This window comes from Wolbachia endosymbiont (group B) of Germaria angustata (assembly GCF_964026725.1).
Classification (GTDB): Bacteria; Pseudomonadota; Alphaproteobacteria; order Rickettsiales; family Anaplasmataceae; genus Wolbachia; species Wolbachia pipientis_C.
In genome coordinates this window covers 162,050-179,262 of record NZ_OZ034691.1, presented here as the reverse complement: position 1 = coordinate 179,262, position 17,213 = coordinate 162,050, and the positions used below count along the sequence as shown (strand labels likewise).

General features: G+C 35.0%; 13 protein-coding genes. 8 read left to right on the top strand and 5 right to left on the bottom strand.

Features of this window, described 5'->3' with window-relative positions; genetic code table 11:
* Nucleotides 1–51 precede the first annotated feature (51 nt).
* Complete coding sequence (murJ, locus tag AAGD63_RS00900) at nucleotides 52–1,548, top strand: murein biosynthesis integral membrane protein MurJ (protein WP_341813500.1); 1,497 nt, start codon at nucleotides 52–54, stop codon at nucleotides 1,546–1,548.
* Nucleotides 1,549–1,952: 404 nt separating this feature from the next.
* Complete coding sequence (locus tag AAGD63_RS00895) at nucleotides 1,953–4,451, top strand: AsmA-like C-terminal region-containing protein (protein WP_341813499.1); 2,499 nt, start codon at nucleotides 1,953–1,955, stop codon at nucleotides 4,449–4,451.
* Between the two features lie 235 nt (nucleotides 4,452–4,686).
* On the opposite strand, the gene AAGD63_RS00890 is transcribed toward AAGD63_RS00895, so the two are convergent.
* From AAGD63_RS00890 to AAGD63_RS00870, 5 genes are all read right to left on the bottom strand, one after another.
* A complete protein-coding gene (locus tag AAGD63_RS00890) occupies nucleotides 4,687–5,076 on the bottom strand; it encodes an ankyrin repeat domain-containing protein (protein ID WP_341813498.1) in 390 nt (129 codons plus the stop codon).
* A gap of 49 nt (nucleotides 5,077–5,125) precedes the next feature.
* Nucleotides 5,126–6,373 carry a group II intron reverse transcriptase/maturase gene (gene ltrA, locus AAGD63_RS00885; protein WP_341813289.1) on the bottom strand — a complete coding sequence of 416 codons (1,248 nt, stop codon included), beginning with the start codon at nucleotides 6,371–6,373 and terminating at the stop codon, nucleotides 5,126–5,128.
* A gap of 43 nt (nucleotides 6,374–6,416) precedes the next feature.
* Nucleotides 6,417–6,566: a hypothetical protein gene (locus tag AAGD63_RS00880; protein WP_265024380.1), complete on the bottom strand. Its 150-nt coding sequence runs from the start codon at nucleotides 6,564–6,566 to the stop codon at nucleotides 6,417–6,419.
* Nucleotides 6,567–6,899: 333 nt separating this feature from the next.
* A complete protein-coding gene (locus AAGD63_RS00875) occupies nucleotides 6,900–7,115 on the bottom strand; it encodes an ankyrin repeat domain-containing protein (protein WP_341813497.1) in 216 nt (71 codons plus the stop codon).
* Nucleotides 7,116–7,166: 51 nt separating this feature from the next.
* Nucleotides 7,167–8,342 carry a phage portal protein gene (locus AAGD63_RS00870; RefSeq protein ID WP_341813496.1) on the bottom strand — a complete coding sequence of 392 codons (1,176 nt, stop codon included), beginning with the start codon at nucleotides 8,340–8,342 and terminating at the stop codon, nucleotides 7,167–7,169.
* A gap of 331 nt (nucleotides 8,343–8,673) precedes the next feature.
* Here AAGD63_RS00870 and AAGD63_RS00865 point away from each other — a divergent pair, with 331 nt between their 5' ends.
* From AAGD63_RS00865 to rpsR, 6 genes are all read left to right on the top strand, one after another.
* On the top strand, nucleotides 8,674–10,020 hold the full coding sequence (locus tag AAGD63_RS00865; protein WP_341813147.1) for an IS110 family transposase: 1,347 nt from the start codon (nucleotides 8,674–8,676) through the stop codon (nucleotides 10,018–10,020).
* 231 nt (nucleotides 10,021–10,251) lie between these two features.
* Nucleotides 10,252–10,869 (top strand): lipoyl(octanoyl) transferase LipB, encoded by a 618-nt coding sequence (lipB, locus tag AAGD63_RS00860; protein WP_341813495.1) that lies wholly within the window; start codon nucleotides 10,252–10,254, stop codon nucleotides 10,867–10,869.
* A 302-nt stretch (nucleotides 10,870–11,171) separates the two neighbouring features.
* A complete protein-coding gene (locus tag AAGD63_RS00855) occupies nucleotides 11,172–12,083 on the top strand; it encodes an LD-carboxypeptidase (RefSeq protein WP_341813814.1) in 912 nt (303 codons plus the stop codon).
* 706 nt (nucleotides 12,084–12,789) lie between these two features.
* Nucleotides 12,790–16,110: a DNA polymerase III subunit alpha gene (dnaE, locus tag AAGD63_RS00850; protein ID WP_341813494.1), complete on the top strand. Its 3,321-nt coding sequence runs from the start codon at nucleotides 12,790–12,792 to the stop codon at nucleotides 16,108–16,110.
* Nucleotides 16,111–16,158: 48 nt separating this feature from the next.
* Entirely contained in the window at nucleotides 16,159–16,932 is a 774-nt protein-coding gene (gene rpsF / locus AAGD63_RS00845) for a 30S ribosomal protein S6 (protein WP_341813493.1), read from the top strand.
* The gene (gene rpsR, locus AAGD63_RS00840; RefSeq protein WP_015587948.1) at nucleotides 16,932–17,210 is read left to right on the top strand and encodes a 30S ribosomal protein S18; all 279 of its coding nucleotides are present in this window, start codon (nucleotides 16,932–16,934) and stop codon (nucleotides 17,208–17,210) included. The genes rpsF and rpsR overlap by 1 nt, the downstream gene beginning before the upstream one ends.
* Nucleotides 17,211–17,213: the final 3 nt, after the last annotated feature.

The following is a 17,213-nucleotide window of genomic DNA, read 5'->3' as shown; positions in this document are numbered from 1 at the left end:
TATTTTCATTCATGCTTTTATCATTATACTCAATCGTATTGACACCGTGATATGTTTAAAAGTATTTTCACATTTAGTTTTTTTACAGCTATTTCAAGAATCTCAGGGCTAATAAGAGATGTATTGATTGCTACGGTTATTGGTGCAACCTCTCTTGCAGATATATTCTTTTCCTCGTTTCGCTTTGCTAATTTATTTCGATCGTTTTTTGCAGAGGGGGCATTTACTACCTCATTCATACCATTATACTCTGCAGAGTCATATGATAATAAAAAGGCATTTAATTTCGCAAGTAGTGTAATATCCATTACGTTTATTATTCTAGTAATTTTTTGCCTTATCACACAAACCTTCTTCCCTTACATGATCAAAATCTTCACTCCTGGATTTGACCAAAATAAATTTACCTTTACTGTAACTTTGTTGAAAATTATGATGCCCTACATAATCTTCGTGTCAATCGCATCACTTATTGGTGGAATGTTGCAAGTAAAACAGCATTTTGCTTCAACAGCTATTTCACCAATCATTTTGAACCTCTGTTTAATCATCAGTTTGTTTTTACCTTACATTGAAACACCGGCTCATAACCTTTCTATAGCCGTCCTGATTGGAGGGATTTTGCAGCTACTTTTAATAATATTTAGTGCATACAAATTAAAGGCTTTCTTTTCTTTTAATTTAGAATTAAGTAACGAAGTGAAGTTGTTTTTCAAGCGTGTAATACCTGCAATTATCAACAATTGTGTAATACAAATAAGTGTATGGATTGACACAATCATGGCGAGTTTTATACCAAATGCAGTTTCTTATATATATTATGCCGATAGACTAAATCAACTACCGCAAGGAGTAATTGGCACTGCAATTGGTACAGTACTTCTTCCCCTGATTTCAAAACGAATAAATGATACTGAGAATATAGTCAAAATACAGAACAAGGCCCTTAATATAGGGTTAATATTAATTATGCCAATAACTGCTGCTTTTATCATTATTCCTGACATAATTTTACTTACGCTTTTTTCTTACGGCCGATTTGATTATTATGCAGTGCAGCAAACTGTTCCTACATTAGTAGCATTTTCTCTTTCTTTACCCGCATTTATTATAAATAAAGTATTGCTACCCACATTCTTTGCTAGGGGAAAGCTAAAAATACCAACTATGTTCTCATTAACGTGCCTTGGAATTAACGTAATACTAAATCTCCTATTAATGAACAAATACCAACATATAGGAATTGCTATTGCTACTTCCATTTCCACTTGGATAAATTCTATTTTATTGATTAATTATTTAACAATAAATAAGATGTATAAGCTTAGCCAAGCATTATTACTAAATATTGTAAAAATTCTCACTGCAACATTGGTTATGTCAATAGTTCTTTATCTCTCTAATTACTTATCAGCAGGGTTGTTTTTCGATAGAGGGCTAGCTCGTATTGTTTATTTAGTAACTTTAATAGCTTTGAGTGTTATTATTTATTCTAGCACTCTTTACCTAATTTTTAGAGGAAATTTGAATAATTTGAAATATGTGTAAATTACACCCTTTGTATTGCTATATGTCATTTCAGCTACTATTCCAATATCCACTCCTTTCATCCCATAACCTATTCCTGTCATCCCAGCACCTATTCCTGTCATCCCAGTGTCAAGCACTGGGATCCAGAAATTTTGTTGATTATATAATCTGGAAAACCTTATTTAAGTCACACTGGATCACAGTGTCACACACACAACTATATAAGTGTTGTGGTTTGAGAGCAATTTCCACTGGGAACCCAGTGCTCATCAGACCAGCTTCTCATGTAAAAATGCTGTGCTTTAACATAAGAATAGCTACTTTTTTGCTAATTAACTTAATGTCTAATCAAATTTCCTGGATCCCAGTGTCAAGCACTGGGATGACAAGAAGAGAAGGGATGCTGGAATGAGAGGTCTATTATGAAACTTTCTTTATACGCCATATTATCAATCTCGTTGCTATTAATTCTCATACACGTTGCTGCAACTTTTAAGGATTGGAGTGGCTACAGAAAATATATCGTAAAAGAGTTAGAGAAGACATATGATGCTAAAGTACATGTTGGAGGAAAAATTGAAGTTTCGCTCATTACTCCAAAACTTACTATTCACAATGTATATGTACAATACAACAAAAACAAGGAGCAAAAATTATCAGATTTAATTAGTGCAAAAAAAATTGAAATAAGGCCATCGCTATTATCGTTGTTTTCATTTTCATTGCAACCAAAGTCAATCTCATTTTTGGGCATGAAAAGCAACAAAGAAAATTTACTTAATATTATGAATACGAAAGCCAATGATAATACAGTTGATATATTAATAAAGGACAGCCAAATAAGTTTTAACGCCGATACTATTAATATCAAGGAAGTTGCTATAAAAAAAAATAAGCAGTTTTTTGGTGAAGTACAGATTGGTGACAACAATTACGATTTTTCTGGAAAGGTTAATGTCACAAAAAATAATGTACACATTAGTGTTGATTCAAATTTTGCAAATTTGCTATTTAAAGGTAATAGAAATCAAGAAGAGCTCAAGGGCAATTTAGTATTGACGATTAATAATAATTCTGATTCTATGAGCGACTTGGCAAAAATCATTAATCTTAGCTTCCTTTCTTATGTAATTCCCAGCGAAAATATTGAGATATCATCCAATATCAATCTCAATGAAAGCGAGTTTACGGCAACTGATTTAAAAATTGAGTCCAAAAGCATGCAAGGCACTGGTATAATACAAAATGATAGAAAAAGTGATCATACTAATATCAATATTAGTTTTAGTAAAGTCGACCTAAAAAACGGCTCACACAAAACAACAGATATGAAGGGTCTTTTAGAATCTTTTAGAGAGGTTGTGCCAAAGAACCTGAGCTTGGATTTTAATATGGAAGCTTCAAATATTCAATATCAAAACAGGATATTGGACAAATTTCATGCTACGCTAAAATTTGCTAATGGCGAAATAAACGTTGATACTCTTCTTCAGTTTCCTGGAACCAATAATATATCTCGCTTATCAGGAAAAGTTTCAAACAATGGCAACTTGTCTGAATTTAATGGTGATATATTGATAAAGGGTGAGTCGTTCATTTCACATATTTTACCTTCTATCAAGATGCAAGAAAGAGAGAAAAGTCAATTTACAGCAAGTTCTAAACTATATTTAGCACCTAGAATATTATCTCTTTCAGATATCAGATTGCTAAATAACAAAGAATCTTGGCAAGGATCAATTAAGGTAAATCACACAAAAAAACACAATATGATCGATAGTAAATTTAGCATACATAACATTAATATAGATAAATATGATTATTCATTATTCAGCAAAGTGCAATGGCTGAAAAATCTTAAATATGATGTAAATATAAGAACTAGTGTTAAAGATTCTATATTCAATGGTACAAAAATTGAAGATTTGGATTTTTCATTAAAAATACAAGAGAACAAGCTAGTTGCAGATAAAATAAAGTTATTCGGAGAAGATTTCGACATTACCGGTAGTGTAAAAATATTAGTGGATCAAAAATACACTAAGCCTTTATTAGATGTAAACCTTACAGGTAATAAATTTAATGGAAATATCTTTAAATTACCAAAACTATTAGAGGTAAAAAGAAACTCAAGAAATGAAATAAATCAAATTCAATGGTCAACAAAGCAGCTTAATTTTTTAGATGAGAAAGGAGATTTTGATGCAAACGTGCAAATCAAAACTACAGAATTTAAAATTGGGCAAAACGTCTTAAAAGATTTTAACTTGGATACAGTGATAAGAAACAACATTATCACTATCAAACAGATAAGTTACATACTAGAACATGGACAAATGTTTTTTCAGGGTTATCTAAAAGCAGGCTCAATTCACATAAAATTTTCTATTGCAAATTTGGACACCAAGGAAGTTATAGGAGTTAATAACATAAATGGCAAGATAAGCTTAAGTGGTGAAATCAAAACTCAAGGAACAAGCTTTGATGATTGGGCTAGTAACTTATCAGGAAATGTAAACTTTCAAGCACAGAAAATAGAGTTTACAAATGTGGATTTTAATTCATTCATCACTAAGTTGTTAAGCAGTAAGAATAAACCTGAAATTTCCAAGCTTGCTTACGTTGATATATATAATGGCAGTACGCTTTTTGAAAATATTAATGGAAAAGTAAGTATTAACAGTGGTATATGTTCAACTAGTTCACAGTTTAGTATCGATCAAGCATCAGGTTCTATCTCTTCTAATTTAATCTTATCTAAGTTCTCCTTAACTTCTATATTCAGACTCTTTTTCATACTACTAAATCATAATAGTCCTCTTTATATCGAGGCACACTTAGATGGCCCTATTTGGTGCCCTAAGATGAGTTTTGATGTAGACCAAATTTACAACACCTTAGTTAGCAAGAAAAATAGTTAACTCATTTAGCTACATGATTTAGGGTATCCGTTCAGCAGGGTGGCAAAATAAGATAGACAAAAACGTAGCAACAAATGGTCAGTGCCTGACACTGGCTTTTTCACAAAAAACGTTGTAGAGCGCTTTCGTCAAACTGGATCCCAGTGTCAGCTACTTTCATGACAAGAAAAAAAGGACTGATTTCACATGAATCTGAACAGATACGATTTAGGAGATAGTAAACTTCATCTACCCTCTAATAATAAGACTTATTAGTTACTTGTAACTCTTCAATGCTTATATCGCTGCAGCTTGTACTTGGAGTCTCCATATCTCCAAGCAATAACTTTGTTATCTCTGTGTGGCCTTTGAGAACAGATAAATGTAAAACAGTCTTGCTAGAATTATCTGCTATATTAATATTTGCTCCGTTTTTAAGCAATAATTTTACCACATTCTCATGGCCTCCCTGAACAGCTAAATATAAAGGAGTAGCACCGAAATGATTTCTTACATCAATATCTGCTCCGTTTTTAAGCAATAATTCCACCTCCTCTTTACAATTTATGGAAGCAGCATAATGTAAAGGAGTAAAACCATAATTATCCACTGCATTAAGGAGAGTAGACCAGTGGAACTTCCCCACCAGTCTCTCGCAAAACTGTACGTAAACCTCTTGATTTATACAGCTTCCATTATTCAGCCTTTTGGCCTAACCCTAGTGTCCAGTGATAGAAAATATCCGGAGACCTCTTTCTCACCTTTCCTAGAAATTGTCTTGCTAGTCTTCCGTGACTCCTGAGTCTCTTATATTTCCTTTTCACCCACTTTTCTAGATGCCGCTCTATATTCTTTAGAGATTTGTATACTTCAGTTCTGTAAAATTTGCCATAGTACTGATACCAGCCTCTGACTATTGGATTTACTTTTCCTGACATCTCCTCTAATGTTATATGCGTATTTCGTAGCATTTTCCATGACCTTATGGTTGTAGTAATCTTTTTCTTGGCCTTGTTGCTAATTGCTGGGAGAAATGAGACAAAATATTTCCCTATTTTATTTCTTGCTAACCTGGGTCTGAATGTGTAACCCAGAAAATCAAAACTTTGTTTAGGAAATCCACCACTCCTATTGTCATCCTTACAGTACACTATCTGTGTCTTTTCAGGATGTAATTTCAACTTATACTCAGCCAATCTTTCTTCGATCATTACTTTCACAAACTCTGCCTGTTTCTCTGTTCTGCAGTGTACTATCGCATCATCCACATACCTCTCAAATGGTACCGTCGGGTAGTTCTTTTTCATCCATATATCAAACACATGATGCATGAATATATTAGAGATGATTGGGCTAATTGAACCTCCTTGCGGAACTCCTTTATCCCTAACTACCTTACTGCCATCTGCTTGCTGAATGGGGGCTTTCATCCACCTCTCAACATACAGTATGACCCATTTGCAGTCTGTGTGCTTTTTGATAGCTTGCAATGCCAAGCCGTGGTCCAAATTGTCGAAAAATCCAGATATATCAAGATCTATCGTCCAATCGTACCTCCAGCATCTTTTACGAGCTGTATCTACCGCATCCAGTGCAGACTTATTTGGTCTATAACCATATGAATCCTCATGAAATTTTGGTTCTACCAGCGGCTCTAGATACATAGCAGCAGCCGTTTGCCCTATCCTGTCGAATACTGAAGGAACACATAAAATTCTTTGCCCTCCTGTATCTTTTGGTATCGCAACAGCTTTTACCGGCTCTGGAAAATAACTTCCGGATGACATCCTATTCCATAGTTTGTACAGATTATCTTTTAGATTTTCTTCAACCTTTGTTATCGAAACCTCATCCACACCAGCAGCACCTTTATTTTTCGATACTTGTTTATAAGCTCTCCAAATAAGTTGCTTTGATATATCAAAAGACTTTGTTTTACTCATTAACTCCTCCCTTTCGGTTGATAAATCATTAAAACTAAATAACTCAGCCCCTTCTCTCGATTTCCATTACAGAAACTTCTTCACTACTACGAGCTGATCCGCCCCTGTTTTTCGCATCGGTACTCTCATCCTTAGAGTTTAGCTCCTTGGATTTCTCCCTTATCATCGAAACGACAGGTTCCCGTAGTTCCACACAATAGCCTGAAATGGATTCATGCCACCTTTATGCCGGACGCCATCTATCCAGTAAACAAGCTCCCGATAGATTTATCCCAGGTTACAAACGACCCCCTGGTTTTGACGTCATTTAAAAGGTTTCGACACTTCATCAGTGGTTCACTTTCGTTCATCTCTCTATTCCTTACATGACATATAATTATGCCTTTTCCATAACGCTCACTACCTTACCAAAGCAGCTTATGGTTGTTTGAAGCCTGCTCTTGTAAACCGGCTCCGAGGGACCTACCCTCATCTACTGTGCAGCTTTTGCACTTAGTTTGCTCTTACTTGAACATTCTTTGTATCTCTACGGCACACCATTCGCTCCTTTATTAAGCAGCAACTCTGCTACTTCCTTATGACCATACCTAACTGCAATATGTAAAGGAGTCTCCTTTTGCACAGTTGTTACTGCATTAATATTTGCTCCAGCTTCTATCAACTCCGTAATCTGCTGTATATTCTCTCCTTTAGAAGAATTCATTAATAGTTCATCCAATTCTCTTTGTTCCCTTTCATTCATAATTTACCCCACAATTTCATTGTAGTTAATTTAATATGCAAAAAAATAATATCAATCCAATTTATCACCACCGGGTAACGGTTGCAAGCCAAAAGCTTCTCTTTTTTCATTGAGCGTCATGAAGCTTGCGTTTTCTACGTATTTCCACATCTTTTGCCTTTTTTCCATTAGAATTTCTATCGCGTCTTTATCATATGACAAACATAAATCTTTGCCAAACTTGGGCACTAGCCAAGAATTCAGGTGAGAGATAATATTTTCTAGCGTTGGTAAGACTGTCTGTTCCCAAAGGGAAAGGCGTGCTTCCACCAAATTGCTATAAGTATTATCACCTGGTATGCCAAGCAACTGCGGCGGAACGCCAAAAGCCAGCGCAATATCACGAGCTGAGCTATGCTTGGATTCAATAAAATCCATATCTCTTGGTGATAAGCTCATCTCCTTCCACTCTAAGCCTCCTTCAAGCAATATAGGTCTTCCAGCGTTGACAGGACCTGAGTAATGATCATTTATCTGCGCTTTTAAGCGTTGGTACTGCTCTTGACTTAAGTTTCCAACGCTTCCATCCTTTTCTGATTTCACAACTATTGCACCACTTGGTCTTGCTCCATTTTGCAGCATTGCCTGATTCCAAGCTCCCGCTTGGTTATGCTGATCTATACTATATGCAGCTGCCTCAATTGGTGAAAGTCCATACCAATCATTCAAAGGGTTAAAGGTTTTAAGATGCAGTACTGTTGAACGCCCAGTCAATTTATCAACTTTAAAGTCATAACTGTTGTTATTTACGGTATAACGATAGGCATAAGGAACGTTACTTCTCCCCGGAACAATTTCAACTCTATCAGGGCGCAGAAGATAAAGCTCTGTTGGTTTGTTCTGCAGCTCAATCATCAATATATAAGAATTGCCGTTAACTAACCGATAAGTTACAATCCCCTCAATAAATTCTGATTTTGATGTCATTGGATTAGGAGAATAAAGTAACTTCAGTAACGGATGTGCTTTTAGTTGTGATTTTCCCTGGTCAGTAAGCTGGCAGAGAATAAAAGGTACCGAAGATGCAGCACTTGCGATCATATTAATTGCTCGAAAGGCAATGACATTTTTTATGTAGCCTTCCTCAGCAAAACTTGCATAATCGCGCCTACTCCAACTTGGTTCCATCATTAGTTGCAAAGCAGAGTATTCACTGCTTTTCTTTCTTTGAAAAATATTAAAATTCATATGTGCCTCCTGAAAAATTGAATTCGTTAAAAGCCTGAACAGACGAAATCTATAAAACCAAAAAGAAACTCTTTCTCTTTACTTTATGTTTTAAAGAAACTCTTTCTCTTTACTTTATGTTTTTTGGATATAGTTTTACGAAGAAGCGCTTCTGCAGCTATAACCGAAACAATCAATGGTGCTATAAATGCCCGTTTGAAAGCATGGTTTTGGGGGAAACGGTAAAGCCATTGATGGAGTTCTTTCTGGACTACCTCGTTTAGAAGATTGTATAACCTAACCGTCCCAAGCTGAAGTGCTTCTTATCATAATAGTATAGGAGGAATTTTATATGGCAGAAGCAAAAAGTAAATTAAAAATAATAAACCCTGACGCATCAGGGATTGATATTGGCTCGACTGTACATTATGTATGTGCACCTGAAGGAAGAGATGAACAACGTATCCAAAAATTTGGGTGCTTTACAGTAGATCTACACAACTTAGCAAAGTGGTTAAAAAAGTGTCAGGTTAGAACTGTGGCCATGGAGTCAACTGGAGTATATTGGATTCCCTTATTTCAAATATTAGAATCATATAAATTTGAGGTAAAACTAGTAAATGCGCGACATGTCAAAAATGTGCCTGGTAGAAAGTCTGATGTTCAGGATTGTCAATGGCTGCAACAATTGCACAGCTATGGACTGCTTCAAGGATCATTTAGACCGGATAATCAAATGTGTGTATTGCGTAGTTACGTTAGACAACGTGCTAATCTAATTGAAAATGCAGCTAAACATACTCAACGTATGCAAAAAGCGCTAATTCAAATGAATATTCAATTGCATAAGGTTATTAGTGATATCAACGGTTTAACAGGCATGAAAATTATTAAAGCAATAATTGAAGGAGAGAAAGACCCCCAAAAACTAGCTGAATTTAGAAATTCAAACATGAAGAATGACAAGCCTACTATAGCAAAAGCATTAACAGGAGACTATAGAGAAGAACACTTGTTTGCACTAAAACAAGAATATGCAGCATATACTTTTTTTCAAGAGCAAATAACGGAATGTGATAAAAGTATAGAGAGTTACTATAAAACATTTGAGGCAAAGTCAAATGAGAACAGGATGTTGAATAAAATACGAAAGCGGAAGCAGAAGAATGGTCCAGATTTTGCTGCGGATGAGGATTTAAATCGAATAACCGGGATAGATTTTACTAAAGTCCCGGGATTTGATGTATTAAGTGTACAAACTATCATTTCGGAAACAGGTATAAATCATAATAAATGGCCAACAGAAAAACATTTTTCTTCCTGGCTTGGATTAAGCCCTGCTAATAAAATTACAGGAGGAAAAATTGTTGGAACAGGAACTCGTAAAGTTATTAACCGCGCTGCGAATGCATTTCGAATGGCTGCCCATTGTGTGTTGAGAAGCAAAAGTGCAATAGGTGCATATAGTAGAAGGCTGAAAAAAAGGCTAGGAGCACCAAAAGCAATAACTGCGACAGCAAGGAAATTAGCATGTATCTTTTATCAAATGTTGAAATATGGACAAGAATATGTAGAGAAAGGAATGAACTATTATGAAACACTTTACAAAGAGAGAGTAGTCAAAAATTTGCTTAAAAAAGCAAAGGAATTTGGTTATATACTAATGAAAGAGGAGCCGATAGATGAAAAAGGTTCTTAGGAGTTTGTTAGAAGATTGAAATTGTAGTTGAATTATATCAATTAGTGTTACAAGAATGATGTCATCCCAGTGCTTGACACTAGAATCCAGCTTTTCATACAATCTAGTCAAAGACATTCTTTTTAGCGTAAAGCAACTATGCTCACCAGTTCAGTGTGCTATCTACAATTAAATTTCTGGATTCCAGTGTCAAGCACTGGAATGACATTGATAGACCTAAAGAAATAGAACATGACGGAATGGCTAATATCTAACCAACTTATTGATTATAACAATGCTGTAGAATTCATGGAAGCAAAAATTCAACAAATTTACAATAATTTATCTGATGAGCTAGTATGGTTGCTCCAGCACCCTCCACTTTATACTGCAGGAATCGGTGCAACAGATGATGACATTATTGAAAAATTATTTCCCATATACAAAACAGGTAGGGGCGGTAAATACACATATCACGGACCAGGGCAGCGCATTATATATTTAATGCTAAATCTTAAAAAAAGAAACAAATGTGACATAAAACTATATATCAGAGACCTAAGTAATTGGATCATAAATGTCTTAAAGCACTTTAATATATTCGGAGAATTCAAAGAAGATAGAATAGGCATTTGGGTGAACAACAACGGAGTAGAAGAAAAAATAGCAGCTTTTGGCATTCGCTTGAGAAAATGGGTAACTTATCACGGCATAGCGCTTAATGTCTCTCCAAACCTTTCCCACTATGAGGGTATTATTCCTTGTGGACTAAAAGATTACGGCGTTACATCAATGGAAAAACTAGGAGTAAAAGTTCTACTTTCTGAACTCGATGATATACTAAAAAAAGAGTTTTATAAGATATTTTAATGATCATTTACCTTTTATATTTTATTTTCACTTTATGTGCTAACACACAACTGTACGAACGTTGTAGTTTGGGAGCAATTACCACCAGTGGGGTGTCATCCCAGTCCCCAGACACTGGGATCCAGCTTCTATGCAACTTAATTAAAAACGTTTGTTTTAGCGTAAGACAACTACCTTTAGCTCATCAGCTCAGTTATAAGCAAAATTTCTGGATTCCAGTGTCAAGCACTGGAATGACACCATTTGCTGTCTTCAAAAATGAATGTTCGTACAGCTATGGTGCTAACACAGATATTCATGCAATGGACCAAGTTGATATTATCGCTCCTTCTTCAAAGGGAAAAGAATCAGATTTGCCAACTATAAAAAAATATATAGAGGCTTTGGGTTTTAATCCCCATATTTCGGAGAAAATATACAGTAACGACAATCCATTTTATTCCAACTCTGATGAGTTTAGAGCGAATGATTTGGTTAATGCTCTCACTGATGATAGCAAAATAATTTGGTGTATTAGAGGGGGAGAAGGGGCTTCTCGGTTAATCCCTTATCTGGAAAATCTACCGAATGACAAAAAAGAAAGAATTGCCAAAAATAAAAAAGTTCTCATAGGCTATAGTGATATCACTGCTTTACATATTTATCTGCAAGTTAAATATGATTGGCAAACTCTTCACGGCACTATGTTGGAAATGATAGTAAATAACTCCGTTGCTGAAAGTTCTGTTGAGAAATTGAAAGAGTTAATTCTTAACCAACGCAACTCTATCAGATTTGACAACTTAAAGATGATAAATAATGGAGTTAGACTAAAAAATGGCAGATTAGAATCTAAAATCATCGGTGGTAATATGACTTTAGTTGAAAACAGTATAGGAACCGCTTGGCAAGTAAACGCAAAGGACAAAATTCTATTTTTAGAAGACATAAGAGTTTATCCATATTCAATTGAGCGCAGTCTAGATCACCTAAAACAAGCTCATATTTTTGATGGAGTAGATGCAGTAATATTCGGTGACTTTGTTAACTGTTATAATGATAATCTTGTTGAAATTGTAAAAGAAAGGTTTGCAAAAAGTGTCAACTTTCCAGTATTTACAATGAAAGGAGTAGGCCATGGACATATAAATGACCCTTTACCTTTCAACACTCACACTATCATCAGCATTCAAAACGAGAAGGAGTTTATGGATGTGCAACAGTTATACAAGTAGCTTTATCTAACACTCCTTTCATTCCAGCATCTTCGTTGTCATCCGAGTAGCCTCTTTGGTGTCATTCAAGTAGCTGACACTGGAATCCAACTAAGTTGGTAAACACGAAAGCGCTTTTTTTTGACGGAATTGCACAAAAAAAACTGGATGCCAGTGTCAGCTACTTGCATAACATCATCTTTTTTATTAGATGCATATGAAATCAGTGCTTTCTTGTCATCCCAGTACTCCTTATTCTTGTCATTCGAGTAACCCCTTCAGTGTCATCCAAGTAGCTGACACTGGGATCCAGAACAGGTAATAAGAAGCACTGAAATGATATCTCTATAGAACTCCTAACCAATCAAAAATATTAAGAAATTTACCAAGCAAAAAAAAGGCAAAAGAATCCCCCAGTAGTGAGTTTTAACCCTATAATAATGTAAATTGGCATTGTAATAATGTGCTAACGCTTATTTAAAGCGCGTTTTGGCTGAATGTAGAAAAAATAAAAAAGACATGCAGCCGCTATAATTTTATGTAATCTGCCAATATATACCTGAGTTTTTTACTGAATTTTTGTTGTTAAATCTGCAGAGATTAAAAACAAGGATAAATACTCTTATTGTCATGATAAGAAGACTGATGAGGTTTGTCAAGTTGACTCTATTGCATATCCTTATAAGTAAATTAATGTTATCCTTTTATTGCTAATCTAAAGTTTTTTATGTTCATACACTTGCGTGTTCATAGCGTTTATTCTCTGCTTGAGAGTTCGGTTAAAATTGAGGAGCTGATTGGTCTTTGTTTGCAGAACAAAATGCCGGCAGTTGCAGTTACTGATTCAGGCAACTTATTTGGCTCACTTGAATTTGCAGAATATGCAGCTAATAGGGGAATACAGTTAATAATAGGATGCAATATTATCGTTCAACACTTAGAACAAAATTTATCAATACTGCTACTTGCAAAAAATGAACAAGGGTACACTAATTTAGTCACCTTGGTGAGTGAGTCTTTTAAAAAGCGCAAGAATAACAGCGATATTCCTTACGTTGATTTTGATGAGCTATTAAGTTTTAATACAGGTCTAATCGCCTTAACTGGTGGATGTTTGGCTCAACTGTTATTGGAGCAAGACAAAGAAACGGTTGAAAAACTGCTTTCAGCATTCGATGGTCATTTATATGTTGAATTGCAGCGTCATGGGCTGAATAAAGAGCTAGAGCTTGAAGAAGCTTTAATAGATTTTGCTTATCAGCGCAATATACCACTAGTTGCAACGAATGATGTGTTTTTTTCAAATAGATCTGATTATGAAGCTTATGATATATTAACGTGCATATCGGAGGGCAGTTATGCCCTGGAGAATAACAGAAAGAAGTTAACTACCGAGCATTACTTCAAATCTGTGGAAGAAATGGAGGAACTGTTCAGCGACATTCCCGAAGCAATTTATAACACTTTAGTGATAGCTAAGCGGTGCTCTTACATGCCAAGAAGCAGGCAGCCTATCTTGCCTAAATTTCCTTGTCGAGAAAATAAAACTGAGAATGAAGAACTGAGGGAGCAGGCAGTTGCAGGATTAGAATTCCGCATTGCAAATGAAACAGACATAGACCTTAAACAATACTACGATCGGCTGAATTACGAACTAAGCGTAATAACTTCGATGAACTACGCTGGCTACTTTTTGATAGTTTCTGATTTTATTCGTTGGAGCAAAGCAAATGGCATTCCAGTTGGACCGGGAAGAGGTTCTGGTGCTGGATCAATTGTTGCTTGGAGCTTGCAGATTACAGATCTTGATCCAATAAAATTTGGTCTGATCTTTGAAAGATTTTTAAACCCTGATCGTATATCAATGCCTGACTTTGATATCGATTTCTGCCAAGAGAAAAGGGACCTGGTTATTGATTATGTTCAGAAAAAGTACGGTTATGTTGCTCAAATAATCACTTTTGGAAAATTGCAAGCAAGGGCAGTATTGCGTGATGTTGGTAGAGTATTGCAAATGCCTTACTCTCAAGTGGATAAAATATCTAAAATGGTTCCATTTAATCCAGTAAATCCTGTAACTTTATCGCAAGCGATAGAGCTTGATCAAAACCTGCAGAAAGAACGAGATAGTGATGAGGTAATTGCAAAGCTTCTTGATATATCACTAAAGCTCGAAGGAATATATCGTCACGTTTCAACTCATGCTGCTGGAATTGTAATATGCGATCAAAAATTAGAAAATTTTCTTCCCATCTATTATGATCCAAATTCGGCTCTGCCAATCACTCAATACAGCATGAAATATGTAGAGAAAGCTGGGTTAATAAAATTTGATTTTCTTGGACTTGGTACGCTAACACTAATAGATCACGTATGTCGTTTAATTAATCGTGATGAAAAAAAATTTGATATTTCCTCGGTTTCTTTGATTGATCAAAGAACCTATGAAATGCTCTCAAGAGGTGATTCAATCGGAGTGTTTCAACTTGAAAGTTCGGGAATGAGAGAAGCTTTAATCAAACTAAAGCCAGACTGCATTGAAGATATCATCGCTTTAATTTCTCTTTATCGCCCAGGGCCTATGGATAACATTCCAACTTATGTTGCAAGAAAGCATGGACTTGAAAAGCCAGATTACATTCATCCATTGCTTGAGAAGGTGTTAAAAGAAACATTCGGAGTAATAATCTACCAAGAACAGGTAATGGAAATAGCGCGTATTCTCTCTGGATATAGCTTAGCAGAGGCGGATTTACTCAGACGTGCCATGGGTAAGAAAATTAAGGAAGAGATGGACAAACAACGTGAACTTTTTGTTCAAGGAGCAACAAAAAACGGTGTTGATTACGACAGGGCAAGTTATATTTTTGATCTTGTTGCAAAATTTGCTGGTTATGGATTTAATAAATCCCACGCTGCAGCATATGCGATTATATCTTACCACACAGCTTACCTTAAGGCTAACTACCCGCTAGAATTTTTTACGGCCTTGATGAATCTCAATATTGATGATAGAGACAAACTGAATTTGTTTTATCATGCTGCAAAATTCAGTGGAGTTGCTGTTTTTTCGCCTGATATCAGCAAATCTAAGGCTGAATTTTCAATAGAGGGTGAGCACATACGCTACGGAATTGCTGCTTTGCGTAATGTTGGTTTTGCTATAGCAGAAGGAATAGTAAATGCACGCTCAAGTTCTTATAAGGACATATGGGAATTCATTCAAAATTTGGGGCATATAATAAATAAAAGGGCATTAGAAAGTTTAATTAAATCTGGAACATTCGATAGTGTGCACCAAAATAGAAAGCAGTTATACGAGTCAATAGACACATTGATTTACTTTGCAAATAAAAATAGGCAGTTAAATCAAGCTGTTTTATTTGGCAATCTTGATGTCCTCAAGCCAAAACTCGAGGATGTGGAAGATTTTAATGAAGAGGAAAAATTAGAGCATGAGTTGTTTTCACTAGGGTTTTATTTAACTAATCACCCGCTTAAAAAATTTAAAACTCTTTTGAAAAAATTAAATATTGGGTTTATCGGAGAGAGTAAGACAATAAAAACTGCTGGTGTAATATTAAATGTGCGTATGAGAACCTCAGAACGTGGAAGATTTGTTATCCTAACACTTTCTGATCCCCACAATGTTTCTGAAATAGCATTCTACAATAATGAAATAATAGAAGAAAAAAGGAATCTATTTTCACCTGGAGCATTTGTGATAATTGATCTTGAAATTTCAGAAAACACAACGAGACTATCAGGAAAGGACATATCTGAATTTACAGAAAAGGTTACTTCTCTAATGAAAGGATTAGTTTTAACTGCTGTATGTGCAGACTCGCAAAAAGTTGCTGAGGAGTTGAATTCAGTGTTGAAAAATGGAGGCAAAACCAAAATAATGCTAAAGTTTCTTCTCGAAAAACATAAAGTCAGCATCTTGTTGCCAGGTGCATATTCAATCACCCCCCAAGCTATTTATGAAATATCTCACTTAAGTTGGATTGAAGGCGTAGAAATTAATACAAATAACTTGCTTATATAAAAAAGTTTTATATAATAAAGTGTTTAATTGATATTAAAGGAAGATATAGTGAATCTCTATGAATTTACTTTTATAGCACAACCGAACTTATTGCAGCAAGAAGTAGAAGAAATGGTCCAAGAATTGGCTATTTTGTTGAAAAATATTAAAGCAGATATTATTTCTCAGGAGGTTAAAGGTCTCATAGAAAGAGAACATAGCACAGTTACAAAACAAGAGCTAGAGGCAAGTACTGAAAGCATTAAAAAAAGTCTGATTGTTTACTCTGATTTTTTGGAAACTCTGACAAAAATTTTATGGTTTGAATTGGAAGAAGATTTTTCAAATTTAAAAGAAATAAAGTCAAGAATCGATAAAGAATTGAAAAATGAACTAAGTGATACGGGAATAAAACAAAATTTTATGGACCTTCCAGGAGCTAAAACTAAAAGTGCATTTATCTATAATGTAGTAAATGCTTTTAAGGAAAATATTTCACAACATCTAATAAAGCCCCTTCAAGAGGTTTTAAAAAGTTTTAAAATAGTAGACTCAAATCAATTGAGTAAAACGCTGGAAGTGCTTTTGAAAAATATTGAAGCTTCAGGATTGATAAAATATGAATATTGGGGTCTATTGGATTTTGCATACCCAATAAATAAGATGAAAAGTGGTCATTACTGTATGATGTGTATAAGTTTTACTTCAAGCATTATGGATGAATTTGAGCGTAGAGTAAAATTGAATGAGAATATTATTCGCCACTTGTCTGTACGGGTTAATGAGTTTTTTAAAGGTAAATCTTACATGATGGATAAACAAATTGAGGAGAAAAGTGCATAATGATGAAAAGACGAAATAGTTTTAATAATTCTTACGTGTCTGTAAATAACAGAACTGGTTTTAGGCGTCCTAAGGTCTGTCCTCTTGCTGCATCTAAAGATGAGGACATAGACTATAAGAATATAGATTTATTGTCCAAATTCACCTCTGACTATGGTAGAATATTACCTAGAAGGTTAACAGGTGTGTGCGCAAGAAAACAAAGAAAGTTGCGCTTAGCAATTATAAGAGCACGCTTTTTAGCTCTTGCTCCTTACTGTACTAAAAAAGTTAGGTAATTT